This is a genomic window from Amycolatopsis sp. NPDC051716 (assembly GCF_040681595.1).
Classification (GTDB): domain Bacteria; phylum Actinomycetota; class Actinomycetes; order Mycobacteriales; family Pseudonocardiaceae; genus Amycolatopsis.
On the sequence record NZ_JBFAZA010000028.1, the window covers coordinates 30846 to 46904 of the forward strand.

Consider the following 16059-nt stretch of genomic DNA (forward strand, 5'->3'; position numbering starts at 1 on the left):
GAACATCGCTAAACTTCGTCCGTTCGCGGTCAGCGAGGCGAAGGGACACGGTGGAACCCGACAACGATGCGCTCCCCGCCGCCGGGGCCTGGGCGCCCGGCAAGGTGGCCGAGCTGCTCGGGGTCTCGCCGGTGACGTTGCGCAGCTGGAGCGCGCGCTACGGGATCGGCCCGCCCGCCGGTGCCGGCCGCCACCGCCGTTATTCCGACGCCGACGTCCGCCGCCTGCAGCACATGCAGCGGCTGGTCGCGCGGGGGATGCCGGTGCGGGAGGCGGCGGAGGCGGCGTTCGGCCGCGCGCCCGCCGGGCTCGAGGTGCCGGCGTCCCGCCGCGCGCGCGAGCTCACGGACGCGGCGGAGGAGCTGCGGTACGCCTCGGTGGCGGGCCTGCTGGACGAAACGCTGAGCACCCTGGGCCCGGCCGCGGCCTGGACCGAGGTGCTGGCCCCGGTCCTGCGCGGCCTGGGCGACCGCTGGCAGCGCGGCGATGTGTGTTTCGCGTCGGAGTGGGCGCTGACGTCGGAGATCTCCCTGGCGTTCGAGCGCTTCAGCCGCCGGTTCCCGGCGGCGGTGCCGGGCCGCCCGGTGCTGCTGGCCTGCTGCCCGGCGGAGCGGCACTCGCTGCCGATCGAGGCGCTGCGGGCCACCCTGGCCGAAGCGGCGGTCCCGGTGGCCTACCTGGGCCAGCTGGTCCCGGCGGAAACGGTGGCGGACCTGGCGGCCCGGTTGGACCCGGTGCTGGTGCTGCTGTGGTCGATGGCCCCGACCACGGCCGACGACCTCCTGGCCGACCGGATCCGCACCTCGGGCCGCGAAGTGGGCACGGCGGGCCCGGGCTGGGCGCACCTGGGCGATCGCGGGTTCCGGTGGGTGAATGACCTGCCCTCGGCGGTGGAACTGGCGCTGGAGCACTCGCAGGTCTGACGGCCCAGCGCGGCGGCCTGGTCCCGGGCGGTGCGATGCGCCCGCGAAACTCACCACCGCGGCGGCGAACCGCATCAGTGCGGCGGGGCCGCGAACCGCGCCACTGCGGCGGGGGCTGCGAACCGCGCCACCGCGGCGGGGCCGCGAACCGCACCCGTGCGGCGGGGGCTGCGAACCGTGCCACCGTGGCGGGGGCGAACCGCGCCACCGTGGCGGGGGCTGCGAACCGCGCCACCGCGGCGGCGGCCGCGAACCGCATCACCGTGGCGGGGGCCGCGAACCACATGACCGTGGCGGCGGCCGCGAACCGCACCCGTGCGGCGGCGGCCGCGAACCGCATCACCGTGGCGGCCCGCTGGGCCGGCCGCGGGTCCGGCTTGCGCGGGAAACCGACTCGGACGGCCCTCCCGCCGCCGCGGGCGATCAGCCCAGCTCGTCCAGGACCCCGCGCAGTTTCGGCACCACCTCGTCGCCCAGCCGCTCGAACTCGCGCTTCAGCAGCGGGCTCGCGAGCTTCGCCCAGCCGTTGAACACGATCGTCGCGCGGTACCGGACCGTCGTGCCGTCCGGGCCGGACGTGAGCGTGAAGTCGTCGGTCGAGGTGGCGGTCTTGTTCTCGCCGACGAAGGTCACCTTGCCCGGTTCGCGGCGGGTCAGGCGGTAGTCCAGCTCCGTCTTCCGGCCGCGGAACTCCGACACGTTGTGCCACCGCGCACCCACCACGATCGGCCCCGGGTCCGTCCGGGTGCACGAAATCGTGCCCGGGTCCCAGTCCTCCGTGTGCGCGAAGTCGGCCAGGTACTGCGCCACCGCGCCGATCGGCGCCGCCACCTTGACCGTGCGTTCGACCTGGACCACTCCGGCCTCCCGAGTTCGTTGCAAGTTCGTTGCAACCTTACCGCGTCCCGCTCAGCGGGGCTGACTGACGACATCGATGTCAGCGAGCCGGATTCTTGTCCTCCTTGTCTTCTTGACGGTGTCGGCGCTCGCGGCAGAAGCTTCCTGGCAACGTTGTCAGTCCTCGGTGCCACACCCCGCCAGGTCCGGTCGCCGCTGGAAGAACCGCGGGAAGAACCGCTTGAAGAAACGGAGTCCGCATGGCGGAGGAGAACGAGCGCGCGGAGGTGGCCGCCCTGTCCCGTCGGCACGTCCTGACCGCGGGAACCGGGTTGCTGGCCGGATTCGGGCTGGCGGCCGTCCTGCCCGGCGTCGCCTCGGCCGCGCCGGCCGCGCCCGAGAGCCGCCGGAGCGACCTCGCCCTGTTCCGGCCGGTCCAGGTTTCCTCGACCGACTACGCCGCCACGCCCGCCGAGTTCGCCGTCGACGGTCTCGCCCAGACCGGTGTCCGCGGCTCCGGCTGGCGCGCCGCCCGCGGCGACGACCAGTGGATCGTCGTCGACCTGCAGGCCCCGTGCGCCATCGATTCCGTGGTCCTCACCTTCGAGGCCCGGCCCGGCGATCCGGCCTTCGACGCCGCCGCCTCCCGCTCCCGCACCAGCGGCTTCGAGATCCAGTCCAGCTACGCGACGGCGTTCGACCTCGACGTCTCCGGCGACGGCAAGGCGTGGCGCACCGTGCACCACACCGACGCGGGCACCGGCGGTGTCGTCACGATCCCCCTGGCCGTCACCGCGCGCTGGGTCCGCTTCACCGCGAGCCGTCGCTCGACGACGAACCCGCTGGGCCTCAACGGCTTCGAGGTCTTCGGGACCAGCCGAGGGGCCCGGCCCGCGGTCCGCGGCTGGACGAGCTTCCCGGTGCGGCCGGACGACGAGCCGCCCGCACTGGCCGTGGCGGCCGACGGCACCGTGCCGCTCGAATCCGGCTGGGTGCTCACCATGGACGACTGGGCACCCACCGGCGACGGCAAGGTGCTCTCCGATTCCACCGTGGACACCCGCGGCTGGCTCCCGGCGACCGTGCCCGGCACGGTGCTGGCCTCGCTCGTCGAGCAGGGACAGCTGCCCGACCCGGTGTCCGGGATGAACAACCTGCACGTCCCGGAAGCGCTTTCGCGCCACGCCTGGTGGTACCGCCGCCGCTTCGCCCTGCCGCGCGGCCTGGACACGTCCCCGGGCCGGCACGTCTGGCTCGAGTTCGACGGCGTCAACCACGAAGCGCGGATCTGGCTCAACGGGGCCGAAATCGCCACGCAGAGTCACCCGTTCGGCCGCGGCGTCCACGACGTCACCGCCGCCCTCCGCCGCACCGGCGACCAGGTCCTGGCCGTGCAGATCGCGCCGATGCCGCGGCCCGGCAGCCCCGGCGACAAGGGCGCCGCCGGCAGCTCCTGGGTCGACGCCGGCGGCACGATGTTCGACAACTCGCCGACCTACCTCGCCGTCTCCGGCTGGGACTGGATGCCCGCGGTGCGCGACCGCGCGGCGGGCCTCTGGGACCACGTCCGCCTGCGCTCGACCGGCGCCGCCGTGCTCGGGGACGTCCGGGTCGACACGAAGGTGCCCGACGGCAAGACCGCCGAGGTCACGCTCACCGTCCCGGTGCGCAACGCCGCCGCGACCGCCCAGCGCGTCAAGGTCACCGCCGCCTTCGGCCCGGTGAACCTGGCGGCCACGGTCACCGTCCCGGCCGGGCAGAGCACCGACGTCGTGTTCCCGAAGCAGCGGGTCGAGAACGCGAAGCTCTGGTGGCCCAACGGTTACGGCGACCCGGACCGCTACGACCTGACGCTGACCGCGGCGATCGGCGCCGCCACGAGCGACCGCCGGACGGTCAAGATCGGCCTGCGCGAAATCGGCTACAGCTACGACTTGCCGATCGTCATCGCCGACGGCCGGGCCACCCAGACCGTCGACCTCGGGCCGCGGAACGCCCGGTTCGTCCGCATGCAGGGGCTCAAGCGCGCCACCAGCTGGGGTTTCTCGCTCTGGACGATGTCCGTGCCGGACAGTTCGGGCACCGATCTGGCGCAGGGCAAGTCGTCGGCGGCCCAGTCGGTGGCCGACGGCAACCCGCCCGAGCGTGCCTTCGACGGCGACCCGAACACGCGCTGGACGTCGGCCTACGAAGACAACCAGTGGCTGCAGGTCGACCTCGGCGCCGCGACGGCGTTCGACCGCGTCGTGCTGACCTGGGAAACCGCCTACGCGGCGACGTTCAAGATCCAGGTGTCGCAGGACGGCGACACCTGGACCGACGCGGCCACGGTCGACAACAGCCCGAAGCCGCTGACCTTCCTCGTCAACGGCGTCAAGATCTTCGCCCGCGGCGGCAGCTGGGGCTGGGACGAGCTGCTGCGCCGGATGCCGGCCGAGCGGGCCGACGCCGTCGTCGCGATGCACCGCGACATGAACTTCACGCTGATTCGCAACTGGGTCGGCTCGTCGTACCGGCCGGAGCTGTTCGATGCCTGCGACAAGTACGGCATCCTGCTGTGGAACGAGTTCTGGGACGGCTGGTCGACCGACCCGGCCAACCACGACGTTTTCCTGGCGCAGGCGAAGGACACGGTGCTGCGCTACCGCCACCACCCGTGCGCGACGGTCTGGTTCGGCTGCAACGAGGGCACCCCGCCGCCGGCCATCGACAACGCGCTGCGCGACCTCGTCCACACGCACACCGACCTGCTCTACCAGGGCAATTCGGCGGGCGGCGTGATCACCGGCGACGGGCCGTACTACTGGCAGGACCCGAAGCGGTACTTCTCGGGCGAGGCGACCGGCGGGAAGTACGGGTTCTGGAGCGAGATCGGGCTGCCGACGGTGTCGGTCGTCGAAAGCATGCGCAACCTGGTCGGCGCCGGGGATCCCGGCTGGCCGATCGGCGCGCCGTGGTTCCTGCACGACTGGTCGACGGGCGGCAACCAGTCGCCGCAGAGCTACCTCGCGGCGATCGACGCCCGGCTCGCGCCGTCGACGAGCCTGGCCGAGTTCTGCCGCAAGGCTCAGTTCGTCAACTACGAGAGCATGCGCGCGATCTTCGAGGCGTGGAACGCGAAGCTGTGGGCCGACGCCACCGGCGTGCTGCTGTGGATGTCGCACCCGGCGTGGCACAGCACGGTGTGGCAGACCTACGACTACGACCTCGACGTCAACGGCAGTTACTACGGCGCGCGCAAGGGCTGCGAGGCCCGGCACGTCCAAGCCGACCTGACGACGTGGCAGGTGCGCGTGGTCAACCACACCCCGGCGGCGCTGACCGGCGTGACCGCCACCGCGCGGCTCCACGGCCTCGACGGCGCGGCGCTCGGCGAGGCCCAGGAGCAGAAGCTCGACGTGGCCCCGGTTTCGGCGGCGGCCGCGTTCACCGTCCCGTTCGCCGACGCCCTGCCGGACCTGCACCTGCTCCGGCTGACCCTGACCGACGGCCGCGGCACGGTGCTGTCGGAGAACACGTACTGGCGCTACCGGACGGACGCGGCGATGCGCGCGCTCAACCAGCTCCCGGGTGCGCGCTTGACCACGTCGCTGCGGCCGGACGGCGACGCCTACACCGCGACGGTCCGCAACGACGGGCGCACGGTCGCGGCGATGATCCGGCTCTCACTGCGCGAACGCAACGGTACCGACCGCGTGCTGCCGACCCGCTACGGCGACAACTACTTCTGGCTGCTGCCGGGGGAGAGCCGCACGATCCGCGTCGAGCCGCGACGGCGGGTGCCGAACGCGAAACTGCTGATGGAGGCGTACAACGTGGCCGCGAAGCTGATCTAGCCGCCCCGAGCGGCGTACCAGGCCGCGTTCTTCGCTCGGCCACGCCCGGAGAGGAGCGGTACGTCTCGCTGCTGCGGGCGGCGGGTCCGGCGTGGGCGCGGGTTTTCTGCGCTGGCTGCGAGCCGAGACCCCGATGCGCTATCCGGCGCCGGTCGGGGCGGCGGCGCTCCGCTCCACCCGCCGCCAGGCACGAGCCCGAGGTCGCGCCCGGTTCGCCGCATGGGTTCTTCCGCGGGCTCGGCGACGCGTCCTTCCTGCGCATCCCCTGGTGGGAGGAATTCGTCGGCATGCACCAGATCGAAGGCTGATTTCGTCGTCGGCGACGAACTAGGCTGGCGGTGTCGCGCCTAGCTTCGGGAGGTGCTCGTTTCCGTGAAACTGCGCCCGCACGCCGGCCTCGCCCGTGTCCTCGACGACCTGGGCGGCACGCTCCTGGACCTGGTGCTCGGCGACGGCGACCGCCCGGGCAGCATCGGCGGTGTCGCCATCCACGATCCGCTCGACGAGCCCGCGCTGCCGCAGAACGCCCTGGTGCTGGGGGTCGGCCTCGCCGATCCGGGCGAGGTCGTAGGGCAGCTGCGGACGCTGGCCCGCCACGACGCGGCCGGGCTCGTGCTGCGCGCCCCGGTCACCGTGACCCCGGCGATCACCGCCGCCGTCGAGGAGACCGGCGTCGCCCTGCTGAGCCTGGCCCGGGGCGCGTCCTGGACCCAGCTCGCCGCGATGCTGCGGTCGCTGCTGGCCGAGGGCGACGTCGGCGACGCCCAGCCGGAGACCCTGGCCGGGCTGCCCTCAGGTGACCTGTTCGCCGTGGCCAACGCGATCGCCGCGCTGATCGACGCGCCCGTCACCATCGAGGACCGGCGGTCCCGCGTGCTGGCGTTCTCCGGACGGCAGGACGAAGCCGACCCCTCGCGCGTCGAGACCATCCTGGGCCGGCAGGTCCCCGAGCGGTTCGCCCGCATGCTGGCCGAGCGCGGGGTGTTCCGCGAGCTCTACCGCACCGATCAGCCCGTCTACGTCGACCGGCCGGCGGGAAGCCCGGCCGGGTTCATGCTCCCGCGCGTCGCCGTCGCGGTACGGGCGGGCGACGAGATCCTCGGCTCGATCTGGGCCGCGGTGAGCGAGCCGCTGACGCCCGACCGCGCTCAGGCGCTGCGTGACGCCGCCCGCCTGGTGGCCCTGCACCTGCTGCGCGTCCGGGCGGGCGCCGACGTCGAACGGCGGCTGCGCGCGGACCTGCTGAGCACGGCCCTCGAAGGCGGCCCCGCCGCGCGCGAGGCGCTGAGCCGGCTCGGCCTGGCCGACCAGCCGGTCGTCGTGCTGGCCCTCGCGGTTCTCGACACCGGGGCCGCCGACGCCGAGCTCGCGGCCGGCCGCCAGCGCCTCAGCGACGGGCTGGCGATGCACCTGAGCGCGGTGCACCCGCGGTGCGCCGCGGCACTCGTCGGCGACACGGCCTACGGGCTGGTGCCGGTGACCCGCGACACCGACGCCGAGCAGCGCGCCCTGCGGATCGCCCAGGACTTCCTGGACCGGGTCGGCGACCGCGTCCGCGCGGTGGTCGGCATCGGCCCGGTGGCGCGCAGCGCGGCCGAGCTGCCCGAAGCCCGCGGCAGCGCGGACCGGGCGTTGCGCGTGCTCCGGTCCGGCAGCGGCGCCGGCCGCCGGGTCGCCCTGCTGGCCGACGTGCACGTCGAGGCCCTGCTGCTGGAGCTGCAGGATCTGGTCGCGGCCCGCGGCGACCGCCCGACCGGCGCGGTCGCCCGCCTGCTCGACTACGACGCCCAGCACCAAGCCCACCTGGTGGAGACGCTGCGAGCCTGGCTGGACGCGTTCGGCGACGTCATCGCGGCCTCCGCGGCGGTCCACGTCCACCCGAACACCTTCCGCTACCGCCTGCGCCGCCTCGCCGAGGTCGGCGGCTTCGACCTCACGGACCCGGAGGCCAGGTTCGCGGCCATGCTCCAGCTCCGCGTGGTGGCCCCACCGGCCTCCTGACCCCGTGATCGGGAAGCCGACACGCGTGACTGGAAGGTCGACACACGTGATTGAAGGGTCGACACGGGTGATTGAGGGGACGACACGACGGAACTCGGGGCGTCCGGCGTGTCGACCCTCAAATCACGCGAGTTGACCCTCAAATCACGCGAGTTGACCTTCCAGTCACGCGAGTTGACTCTTGAATCACGCGAGTTGACTCCTCAGTCACGCGTGATGGCCGCGAAATTGCGTTGGCGGTCGGGTCGGGGGTCGCTACTCTTCGCCGGAACCCGTGCACCGTGTCGAACGAAGGGAGCCGGCCGTGCGTCACCGCATTGCTGTTGCTTCCCGTCCGCGGTCCGAGGTGATCCTGGTGTCTTCGCGTCCCCGGTGCCTGCCGCGCGGCTCGCACCGGACTCCGTGACGCGTTCCTGACCACCGTCGCGGGGATTCGCGCCGTCCCGATCGCTTCGTCCACAAAGGACTGTGTCGTGCGCAACCAACCCCTGGCCACCGTCCGCAACCTGGGCATCCTCGCCCACGTCGACGCGGGCAAGACCACCGTCACCGAACGGATCCTCCGCCACACCGGCGCCACCCACAAGACCGGCGAGGTCCACGACGGCACCACCGTCACCGACTTCGACCCGCAGGAGCGCGACCGCGGCATCACCATCTTCGCCGCGGCCGTCAGCTGCTCGTGGAACGGCCACCGGCTCACCCTCATCGACACCCCCGGCCACGCCGACTTCACCGCCGAGGTCGAGCGGTCGCTGCGGGTGCTCGACGGCGCCGTCGCCGTGTTCGACGCCGTCGCCGGGGTCGAGCCGCAGAGCGAAGCCGTGTGGCGGCAGGCCGACCGGCACGGCGTGCCGCGGATCGCGTTCGTCAACAAGCTCGACCGCGCGGGCGCCGACCTCGACGCCGCCGTCGCTTCGATCCGGGCGCGGCTGCACCCGGCGCCGCTGGTCGTGCAGCTGCCGATCGGGCGCGAGGACGGCTTCACCGGCGTCGCCGACCTGCTGCGCCTGCGAGACGAGGACGTGCCGGACGAGCTCGTCGCCGAAGCCCGCCGCCGGCGCCGCGCGCTGGAGGAGGCGGTCGCCGAGCTGCACCCGGTGGCCCTCGACGAGTTCTGCGCCACCGGCACGGTCTCGGCGGAGACGCTGGAGAAGGCGCTGCGGGAGCTGACCCTCAGCGGCGACGGGCTCGTCGTGCTGTGCGGGGCGGCCTACCGGGACCGCGGGATCGAGCCGCTGCTCGACGCCGTCGTCGCGTACCTGCCGTCGCCGGCGGACGTCCCGCCGGTGCGGCCCGACCGGCCCGCCGACCCGGCGACGCCGCTCGCCGCGCTGGTGTTCAAGGTCGTCTCGACGGCGACGGGACGGCTGACGTACCTGCGGGTGTATTCGGGAACGCTGCGGAAGGGGGACCAGGTGACCGGCGCGGGACGCACCGAGCGCATCGCGCGCGTCCTGCGCGTGCAGGCCGACCGCCACTCCGAAGTGGACAGTGCGGTGGCCGGTGACATCGTCGCGGTGGCCGGGCCGAAGGCGGCGCGGGTCGGCGCCACCCTCGCCGCGCCCGGCGACCCGGTGCTGCTGGAACCGCCGGTGTCGGCGGACCCGGTGGTCTCGGTGGCGGTCGAACCCCGGCGGGCGGGCGACGGCGAGCGGCTGACGGCGGCCTTGGCGCGGCTGGCCGAGGAGGACCCGTCGCTGGTCGTGCGGGTCGATCCGGAGACCGGGCAGACGGTGCTGTCCGGGCTGGGTGAGCTGCACCTGGAGGTGGCGGTGGAGCGGCTGCGCCGCGACCGTGGCCTGGAGGTCGCGGTGGGCCGTCCTTCGGTGGCGTACCGGGAGACGGTGGTCAGCGGCGTGACGGGACTGGTGTACCGCCACGTCAAGCAGGACGGCGGGGCGGGCCAGTTCGCCCACGTGGTGCTGGACGTCTCGCCGGCGCCGGAGGGCTTCGCGTTCGCCTCGGCGGTCGTCGGCGGCCGGGTGCCGCGCGAGTACGTCCGCGCGGTGGAGGCCGGCTGCCGGGACGCGCTGGCCGAAGGGCCGCTGGGCGGCCACCCGGTGACGGGCCTGCGGGTGACGCTGGTCGACGGGGCGACGCACCCGAAGGATTCGTCGGACCTGGCGTTCCGCACGGCGGGCCGGCTCGGGCTGCGGTTGGCGTTGCGCTCGTCGGTCCTGCACCTGCTCGAGCCGGTGGCCGAGGTGGCGGTGACGGTCCCGCCCGACGTGGTCGGCGGCGTGCTCGGCGACCTCGCCGCCCGCCGGGGCCGGGTGGCCGGCTCGGCGGTCCGGCCGGGTTCGGCGGTGGTGACGGCCACGGTGCCGGTGGCGGAGCTGTTCGGCTACGCGAACCGGCTGCAGAGCCGCACGCAGGGCCGCGGCACGTTCACCGCCTGCCCGGCGGGGTTCGCGCCGGTGCCGTGAGGTCGAGGGTGGTGAGCCGGGACGACCCCGGCTCACCACCCGGACCGCGTGTCGACCTCCTGATCACGCGTGTCGACCCGCTGATCACGCGTGTCGGCCGTCCCGTCACGCAGGGACCGGTGCGAGCTGCCCTCAGCCGCGCGGCAGCGACTCGATCCCGGCCAGCAGCCGGTCCACGTCGTCCTCGGTGGTGTACGGCGCGATCCCCGCCCGGACCGCCCCGGTGTCGCCCAGCCCCAGATGCCGCGAACACTCGATCGCGTAGAAGCTCCCCGCCGGTGCGTTCACCCCCTGTGCCCCGAGGTGTTCGTACACCGCCTGCGAGGAAACCCCCGCCACGGAGAACAACTCCGTCGGCGTCCGGTGCCGCTCCGGCGCCCCGTACCGCGTCACCCCCGGCAACGAAGCCAGACCGGCGCCGAGCCGGGCCAGCAGCGCGTTCTCGTGCCCCTCCAGCCCCGCCATCGACGCCAGCAACCGCGACCGGCGCGAGCCCGTCCCCGGCACCAGCCCCGCGAGGAAGTCGATCGCCGCGGTCGTACCCGCCAGCAGCTCGTACGGCAGCGTGCCCAGCTCGAACCGCTCCGGCACCACGTTGGCCGACGGCAGCAGCTTGTCCGGGTGCAGCGTCTCGAGCAACGCCGGCGCCGCCGCGACCACGCCGAGGTGCGGCCCGAGGAACTTGTACGGCGAGCACGCGTAGAAATCGGCCCCGAGCGCCGTGACGTCGACCGCCGCGTGCGGGGTCAGGTGGACGCCGTCGACGTACAGCAGTGCGCCCGCCTCGTGCACCTCCGCCGCGATCGCCGGGATGTCGGGGCGGGTGCCGAGCAGGTTCGAGGCCGCCGTCACCGCCACCAGCCGCGTCCGCTCCGACAGCAGCCCGCCGATCGGCGCGAGTTCGCCCGTGGCCGGGTCGAAATCCGCCCAGCGCACGGCCGCGCCGGCCGCCGCCGCGGCCTGGACCCAGGGGCGGATGTTGGCGTCGTGGTCGAGGCGCGTCACCACGACTTCGTCGCCCGGACCCCACTTCTGGGCCAGCGTCCGGGAGAAGTCGTAGGTCAGCTGCGTCATGCTGCGGCCGAAGACGACGCCGGCCGGGTCGGCGGCGAGCAGGTCGGCGACGGCTTGGCGGGCTTCGGCGACGACCGCGCTCGCCCGGCGCTCGGCCGCGGTGACGACGCCACGGTTGGCGATCGCCGCGCACAGCGTGCTCGCCACCGCTTCCCCGACGACATCGGGGACCTGTGAGCCGCCTGGTCCGTCGAAGTGGGCGGCGCCGCCGTCGAGGGCGGGGAAGTGCGCTCGGATCGTCTGAACGTCGTAGGTCACGCCGCCAGCATGCCGAACCGCGGCCACCGGCCTCAAGATCCCCGCCGCGATGGTCCCGGACGTCAGCGGCCGCGGTTGCGGGGGTGCTCCCGGGCCCGGCGCTCGTTGCCGTGCTTGTAGTTGCCGGTCACCCGGGCCATCAGCTGCTGCTGGTCGTCACCCCGCGCCACGGCGGCGAGGAACCGGGCGGCCGCCGCTCCGCGCAGCGTGCCCGCCGGGCGGCCGTGGTGGGTGATCGTCACGGTGCCGCCCTCGTCGCGGTACGCGAAGCCCTCCGGTGTCCCCATCCGCCCAGGGTGGCACGGGCGGCAACCGGTTTTCCCGGGGTCGGTTTCGGGGGTTTCCCGGATGGTGCCCGCCCCGGGACCCGACAGAATGCGGGGGGTGACCGGAGGGGGAGCAGGGGTGCGAGGCAGGCTGGGGAACAAGTACGTGCTGCCGGGGGCCCAGCTGCTGGTACTGGTGGCGGTGCTCGTGTCGTACAACGGCGGCCGGTGGCGGTTCCCGGCTTACCGCGTCGACCTCGACGTCTACCGGCTCGGCTCGGCGGCGCTGCTGCACGGCCAGGCGCTCTACGGCACGCTTCCGCCCACCGGCGACGGTCAGTCCCTGCTCTTCACCTACCCGCCGTTCGCGGCGATCGTGCTGGCCCCGCTGGCGCTCCTGCCGTACTGGGCCGCCTGCCTCGCGCTCACCCTGCTCACGTTCGGCGTGCTGGCGGTGGTCCTGGTGACGGTGCTGCGCGCACTCGGTGCCCGCTGCGACTGGCGGCGGGTGGCGGTGCTGCTGCTGGCCGCCGAGGTGCTGGAACCGGTGCTGCGCACGCTCTACGCCGGGCAGATCGACCTGCTGCTGCTCGTTCTGGTCGTCTTGGACGTCCTGGTGGACACCCCGCGCTGGCCGCGTGGCCTGCTGATCGGTCTCGCCGCCGCGGTGAAGCTGACGCCGGCGGTGTTCCTGCTGTACTTCCTGCTCCGCCGGGACGGCCGGGCCGCGGTGACGGCCGTCGTGACGTTCCTGGCCGCGACGGCGGTGGGTTTCCTGCTCGCCGGCGCGGACTCGGTGCGGTTCTGGACGGGCGCGCTGTGGGACACCGGCCGCGTCGGCGAGCCGACCTACGCCGGCGACCAGTCGCTGCTCGGGCTGCTGGCCAGGGCCGGGGTGCCGCCGGAGGCGCGGACGGCGTGGTGGCTGCCGCTGGTGGTGGTGGTGGTGGTGCTCGTGCTGACGGCGCTGGGCGTGCGGCGCGCGCTGGCCGCGGGGGAGCGGACCGTCGCGCTCGGCCTCAACGCGATCGGGGGGCTGCTGGTCTCGCCGATCTCCTGGACCCACCACTGGGTCTGGGCCGTGGTCGTCCTGCTCGGCTGGGCGGAGCTGGCGCGCCGCACGCGGCGGCGGGGCTTCGCGGTCCTGGCCGGGGCGGGCGCGGTGCTCTTCGTCGCGGGGCCGCAGTGGTGGTGGCCGCGCGGCGGGGAGGTGGAACGGCAGTGGTCCTTCCTCCAGCAGCTCACCGGGAACGGCTATGTCCTTTTCGGACTCGCGGTGCTGCTGACGGCGGTGCTGGTGCGGTTCCCACGGCCGGCGGAACCGGTCAGCGCCGCCGTGCCGGCCCGAGCCGGAGCCAGCCCGCTCCCAGGATGAGCATCGCCGTGCCGAGGGCCAGGTCGAAGCAGATCCCCGCGGTGTTCAGCGGCAGCGCGTCGGTGATCACGTGCGGCAGCGGGAGCAGCCCGGCCAGCCCCACCACCGCGTAGCAGGCGCCGGCGACCAGGAGGAACCGGGCGGCCCAGCGCGACGAGCGGGTGCAGAACACCGCGGTGGCGCCGGTCAGCAGGTGCACCAGCGTCCACACCCCCGAGACGGCGAGGACGCCGAACAGCACGCGCGGGCCGCCGCCGCCCGGCACCCCGGCCATCAGCTCCAGCGCGGCGAGGACGAGGAACAGCAGGCCGATCAGCATGCCCATGCCCTGGACGGGGGCGGGACCCCGCCGAGGCGCCCGGGTCTCGGGTTCAGTGGCCGTCATGCCTTCGGGGTTCCCCGCCCGAACCCTTTTAAAGCACCACTTCACGGGTATCCGGGCACGATTCGGACCCGATGAGGAGCGACACGATGACCGAGTACCGCCACAGCGCGACCGCCGACATCCCCGCGGACGAGCTGTTCGCGTTCCTGAGCCACCCGGAGAACCTGCCCCGGTACTTCCCGCAGATGAAGGTCGCCGAGCCGAGGGGCGGGGACAGCGTCCACGTCGAGGCCGAGGTGCACGGCAACCGGGTCGCGAGCGAGGCGTGGCTGCACACCGACGCGGCGACCCGGTCGCTGACCTGGGGCGCGGAGGGCCCGGACGACTACCACGGCGAGCTGCGCATCCGCGACGACGGCCCGGCATCCTCGGAAATCACCGTCACGCTGCACAGCGTCCGGGAAGCGGACGGGGACGAGGTCCAGCAGGGCCTCGAACAGACGGTCGCCGCGATGACGCACGCCGCGTCCGCCGACGCCGACGTCGAGGCGGCCGAAGGCCAGGGCGGCTGGACCTCCTACGACGAGAAGAGGGACTCGTCCAGCTGAGGCGGGACCGGCCCGTAGGCGTTGCCGCGGGCGGCCCGGGTGCGCACCGCGGGCACGGCGAACAGGTACTTGAGCAGCTTCGGAGGTGCGGCGCCGCGGCCACGGGCCCGGGCGGTGGCCGCCCGCCGCTCGACCCGCACCTGGTCGGCCTGCACGCGCTCGATCGCGCGGATCCGGCCGGCCTGCACGCCCGCCAGGTCCGCGGGGGTGACGCCGCCGCGGCGGAAGGCGGGGACCAGCCGGTTCGCCGCGGCGACGGCGTCCTGGACCGCCATCAGGATGCCGTTGCCGCCGACCGGGGAGATGACGTGCGCCGCGTCGCCGAGCAGCAGCAGGCCCGGCCGGTACCAGCGGTCCACACGTGAGATGTCGACCGACAGGAGCGTGGTCTGCGAGAAGTCCGTGAGCAGGTGAGCCCGGTCGGCCAGCCACGGCACGCGTTCCCGTACGAACGCGCGGATCGGCTCCACCCCGCGCTCGCGCAGGGCCGGGTAAGCGCCTTTTTCGATGCTGTAGCCGACCTGCCAGTCGCGGACGCCGCCGAGGACGCCGATGTAGGCGTCACGCCCGAAGTAGAGGTCGAGGTCCGCGTCCGGCGGATCGGCGGGGGAGCGGGGCAGCCGGAACCAGAGCAGGTCGGTGGTCGCGCCGAGCGACCGGGCTTCGAGCCCGGCCAGCCGCCGCACGGTGGAGAACCGGCCGTCGGCCCCGACGACGACGGACGCGGCGAGTTCGCCGCCGCGGTGGCGCACCCCGGTCACCGTGCCGTCGCCCGCTTCGAGCAGCCCGGTGACCTTGGCGTTGGTCCGCAACGTGAACGACGGCAGGGCGCTCGCCCGCTCGGCGAGGAAGTCGAGGAACCGCACCTGGGGCATCAGGGCGACGTAGCCGTACGGCGTGCGGAGGCGGTCGTAGTCGGCGGCGCGGTAGACGCCGGCCGGGGTGTGGAAGCGGAACGAGCGCGCCTTGAAGTGGTCGAGTTCGAGCAGGTCTTCGGCCAGGCCCAGCCGGTCGAGCAGCTCGAGGGTGTACGGGTGCAGCGAGTCGCCGCGGAAGTCGCGGTCGAAGCCGGACCGCGACTCGAGCACGGTGACCTCGATGCCGGCGCGGGCGAGCAGGTAGCCGAGCAGCAGCCCGCCCGGGCCGCCGCCCGCGATCGCGACGCTCACGGCTCGTCCACTGTGGACAGCCGGAACACCGCCATGCCCGGCAGGTGCTCGAGGATCTGCGCGGGGGTGGCGTCCTGGGGGACCGGGAACGCCCGGATCGCCCACGGCACCGACATCGCGGCCAGGTAGGCGGCGACCACCGCGGCCGCCTCCTCGCCGCCGGCCGGATCGGCCCGGCGGTCCTCGCAGCGGCCGCCGGACAGCAGCGCGCACTCCGGCGTGGCCTGGAGGTTCTCCACCCAGTCGCGGTCGCGGACCGGGGAGACGAGGTACTGCCCGCCGTCGTGCGCGACCACGGCCAGTGGCACCCGCCGCGGCTCGCCGGTGCGGCGGCCGCGCGTCTCGACGACGCGCAGGGCGTACCCGCCGTCCGGCGGCGGCTCGGCGGGGGCATCGATCAGCTTCGCGGTCATTTCGGCGTTCATCGCTCGGACGTCCACGTCTTCCACGGTAGCAAAACTAGCTAGATTGTCTAGCTAACCTAGAATGACCGGGTGGAAGACAGTCCCGTGACGCTCCGGGTGAACCTCGCCCTGCGGGAGCTCCTCACCCTCGCGCACGACGTCCAGATCGCCCTGGCCCGGCGCCTCGGCCTCGGGGCGACCGACGTGCAGGCGCTGCAGCACCTGGCGACCGGCAGGCCGATGGGCACCGTCGACCTCGCGCACGCGCTCAAGATCCGGTCCGCGTCGGCCACCGTGCTCGTCGACCGCCTGGAGGCCGCCGGGCACGTCCGCCGCGACCCGCACCCGCGCGACGGGCGGCGGGTGACCCTCGTCGTCAGCGAGGCGGCCCGCACCGAGGTCCGGGCCGCGCTGGCCCCGCTCGTCGACGCCATCACCCGGTTGACCGACGGCCTGGCACCGGGGCAGGCGGAAGTGGTGGCGCGGTTCCTGGGCGACACCACGGAGATCCTCCGCGTCTACGCCGCCGAGCCGCCGGGCGCGGGTTAGCCGGC

General features: G+C 74.0%; 13 protein-coding genes. 7 read left to right on the forward strand and 6 right to left on the reverse strand.

Going from position 1 to position 16059, the window contains the following annotated elements; translation table 11 throughout:
• Positions 1–50: 50 nt before the first annotated feature.
• Positions 51–923 (forward strand): MerR family transcriptional regulator, encoded by an 873-nt coding sequence (locus AB0M30_RS32090; RefSeq protein WP_364591416.1) that lies wholly within the window; start codon positions 51–53, stop codon positions 921–923.
• A 423-nt stretch (positions 924–1346) separates the two neighbouring features.
• On the opposite strand, the gene AB0M30_RS32095 is transcribed toward AB0M30_RS32090, so the two are convergent.
• On the reverse strand, positions 1347–1781 hold the full coding sequence (locus tag AB0M30_RS32095) for an SRPBCC family protein (protein ID WP_364591419.1): 435 nt from the start codon (positions 1779–1781) through the stop codon (positions 1347–1349).
• A gap of 239 nt (positions 1782–2020) precedes the next feature.
• On the opposite strand from AB0M30_RS32095, the gene AB0M30_RS32100 reads away from it, so the two are divergent.
• The 3 genes from AB0M30_RS32100 to fusA all read left to right on the forward strand — a co-directional run bounded on the left by AB0M30_RS32100 (position 2021) and on the right by fusA (position 10026).
• The gene (locus tag AB0M30_RS32100) at positions 2021–5596 is read left to right on the forward strand and encodes a discoidin domain-containing protein (RefSeq protein WP_364591422.1); all 3576 of its coding nucleotides are present in this window, start codon (positions 2021–2023) and stop codon (positions 5594–5596) included.
• A 360-nt stretch (positions 5597–5956) separates the two neighbouring features.
• Positions 5957–7597, forward strand: a complete 1641-nt coding sequence (locus AB0M30_RS32105) for a helix-turn-helix domain-containing protein (RefSeq protein ID WP_364591425.1) — start codon at positions 5957–5959, stop codon at positions 7595–7597.
• A 473-nt stretch (positions 7598–8070) separates the two neighbouring features.
• Positions 8071–10026: an elongation factor G gene (fusA, locus tag AB0M30_RS32110; protein WP_364591428.1), complete on the forward strand. Its 1956-nt coding sequence runs from the start codon at positions 8071–8073 to the stop codon at positions 10024–10026.
• A gap of 132 nt (positions 10027–10158) precedes the next feature.
• Here the strand turns inward: fusA and AB0M30_RS32115 are convergent, their stop codons facing one another.
• Together AB0M30_RS32115 and AB0M30_RS32120 are read right to left on the reverse strand one after the other, a co-directional pair.
• Positions 10159–11358, reverse strand: a complete 1200-nt coding sequence (locus tag AB0M30_RS32115) for a cysteine desulfurase-like protein (RefSeq protein WP_364591431.1) — start codon at positions 11356–11358, stop codon at positions 10159–10161.
• Positions 11359–11420: 62 nt separating this feature from the next.
• Positions 11421–11645: a hypothetical protein gene (locus AB0M30_RS32120; RefSeq protein ID WP_364591434.1), complete on the reverse strand. Its 225-nt coding sequence runs from the start codon at positions 11643–11645 to the stop codon at positions 11421–11423.
• Positions 11646–11763: 118 nt separating this feature from the next.
• Between AB0M30_RS32120 and AB0M30_RS32125 the strand changes: the two genes are divergently transcribed.
• Positions 11764–12999: a glycosyltransferase 87 family protein gene (locus tag AB0M30_RS32125; RefSeq protein WP_364591437.1), complete on the forward strand. Its 1236-nt coding sequence runs from the start codon at positions 11764–11766 to the stop codon at positions 12997–12999.
• Here the strand turns inward: AB0M30_RS32125 and AB0M30_RS32130 are convergent.
• Entirely contained in the window at positions 12950–13384 is a 435-nt protein-coding gene (locus AB0M30_RS32130; RefSeq protein ID WP_364591440.1) for a DUF4383 domain-containing protein, read from the reverse strand. The two genes, AB0M30_RS32125 and AB0M30_RS32130, sit on opposite strands and share 50 nt — an antisense overlap.
• Before the next feature lie 86 nt (positions 13385–13470).
• Here AB0M30_RS32130 and AB0M30_RS32135 point away from each other — a divergent pair, with 86 nt between their 5' ends.
• Complete coding sequence (locus AB0M30_RS32135) at positions 13471–13932, forward strand: SRPBCC family protein (RefSeq protein WP_364591443.1); 462 nt, start codon at positions 13471–13473, stop codon at positions 13930–13932.
• Here the strand turns inward: AB0M30_RS32135 and AB0M30_RS32140 are convergent.
• Together AB0M30_RS32140 and AB0M30_RS32145 are read right to left on the reverse strand one after the other, a co-directional pair.
• A complete protein-coding gene (locus AB0M30_RS32140; RefSeq protein ID WP_364591446.1) occupies positions 13902–15101 on the reverse strand; it encodes an FAD-dependent oxidoreductase in 1200 nt (399 codons plus the stop codon). The two genes, AB0M30_RS32135 and AB0M30_RS32140, sit on opposite strands and share 31 nt — an antisense overlap.
• Positions 15098–15541 (reverse strand): nitroreductase family deazaflavin-dependent oxidoreductase, encoded by a 444-nt coding sequence (locus AB0M30_RS32145; RefSeq protein WP_364591449.1) that lies wholly within the window; start codon positions 15539–15541, stop codon positions 15098–15100. The genes AB0M30_RS32140 and AB0M30_RS32145 overlap by 4 nt, the downstream gene beginning before the upstream one ends.
• Before the next feature lie 54 nt (positions 15542–15595).
• On the opposite strand from AB0M30_RS32145, the gene AB0M30_RS32150 reads away from it, so the two are divergent.
• The gene (locus AB0M30_RS32150) at positions 15596–16054 is read left to right on the forward strand and encodes a MarR family winged helix-turn-helix transcriptional regulator (protein ID WP_364591451.1); all 459 of its coding nucleotides are present in this window, start codon (positions 15596–15598) and stop codon (positions 16052–16054) included.
• Positions 16055–16059: the final 5 nt, after the last annotated feature.

Bases quoted from the DNA above. Each gene is read 5' to 3' on its own strand.
- AB0M30_RS32130 (WP_364591440.1), bottom strand. From the start codon at position 13,384: ATGACGGCCACTGAACCCGAGACCCGGGCGCCTCGGCGGGGTCCCGCC.
- AB0M30_RS32120 (WP_364591434.1), bottom strand. From the start codon at position 11,645: ATGGGGACACCGGAGGGCTTCGCGTACCGCGACGAGGGCGGCACCGTG.
- AB0M30_RS32135 (WP_364591443.1), top strand. From the start codon at position 13,471: ATGACCGAGTACCGCCACAGCGCGACCGCCGACATCCCCGCGGACGAG.
- AB0M30_RS32100 (WP_364591422.1), top strand. From the start codon at position 2,021: ATGGCGGAGGAGAACGAGCGCGCGGAGGTGGCCGCCCTGTCCCGTCGG.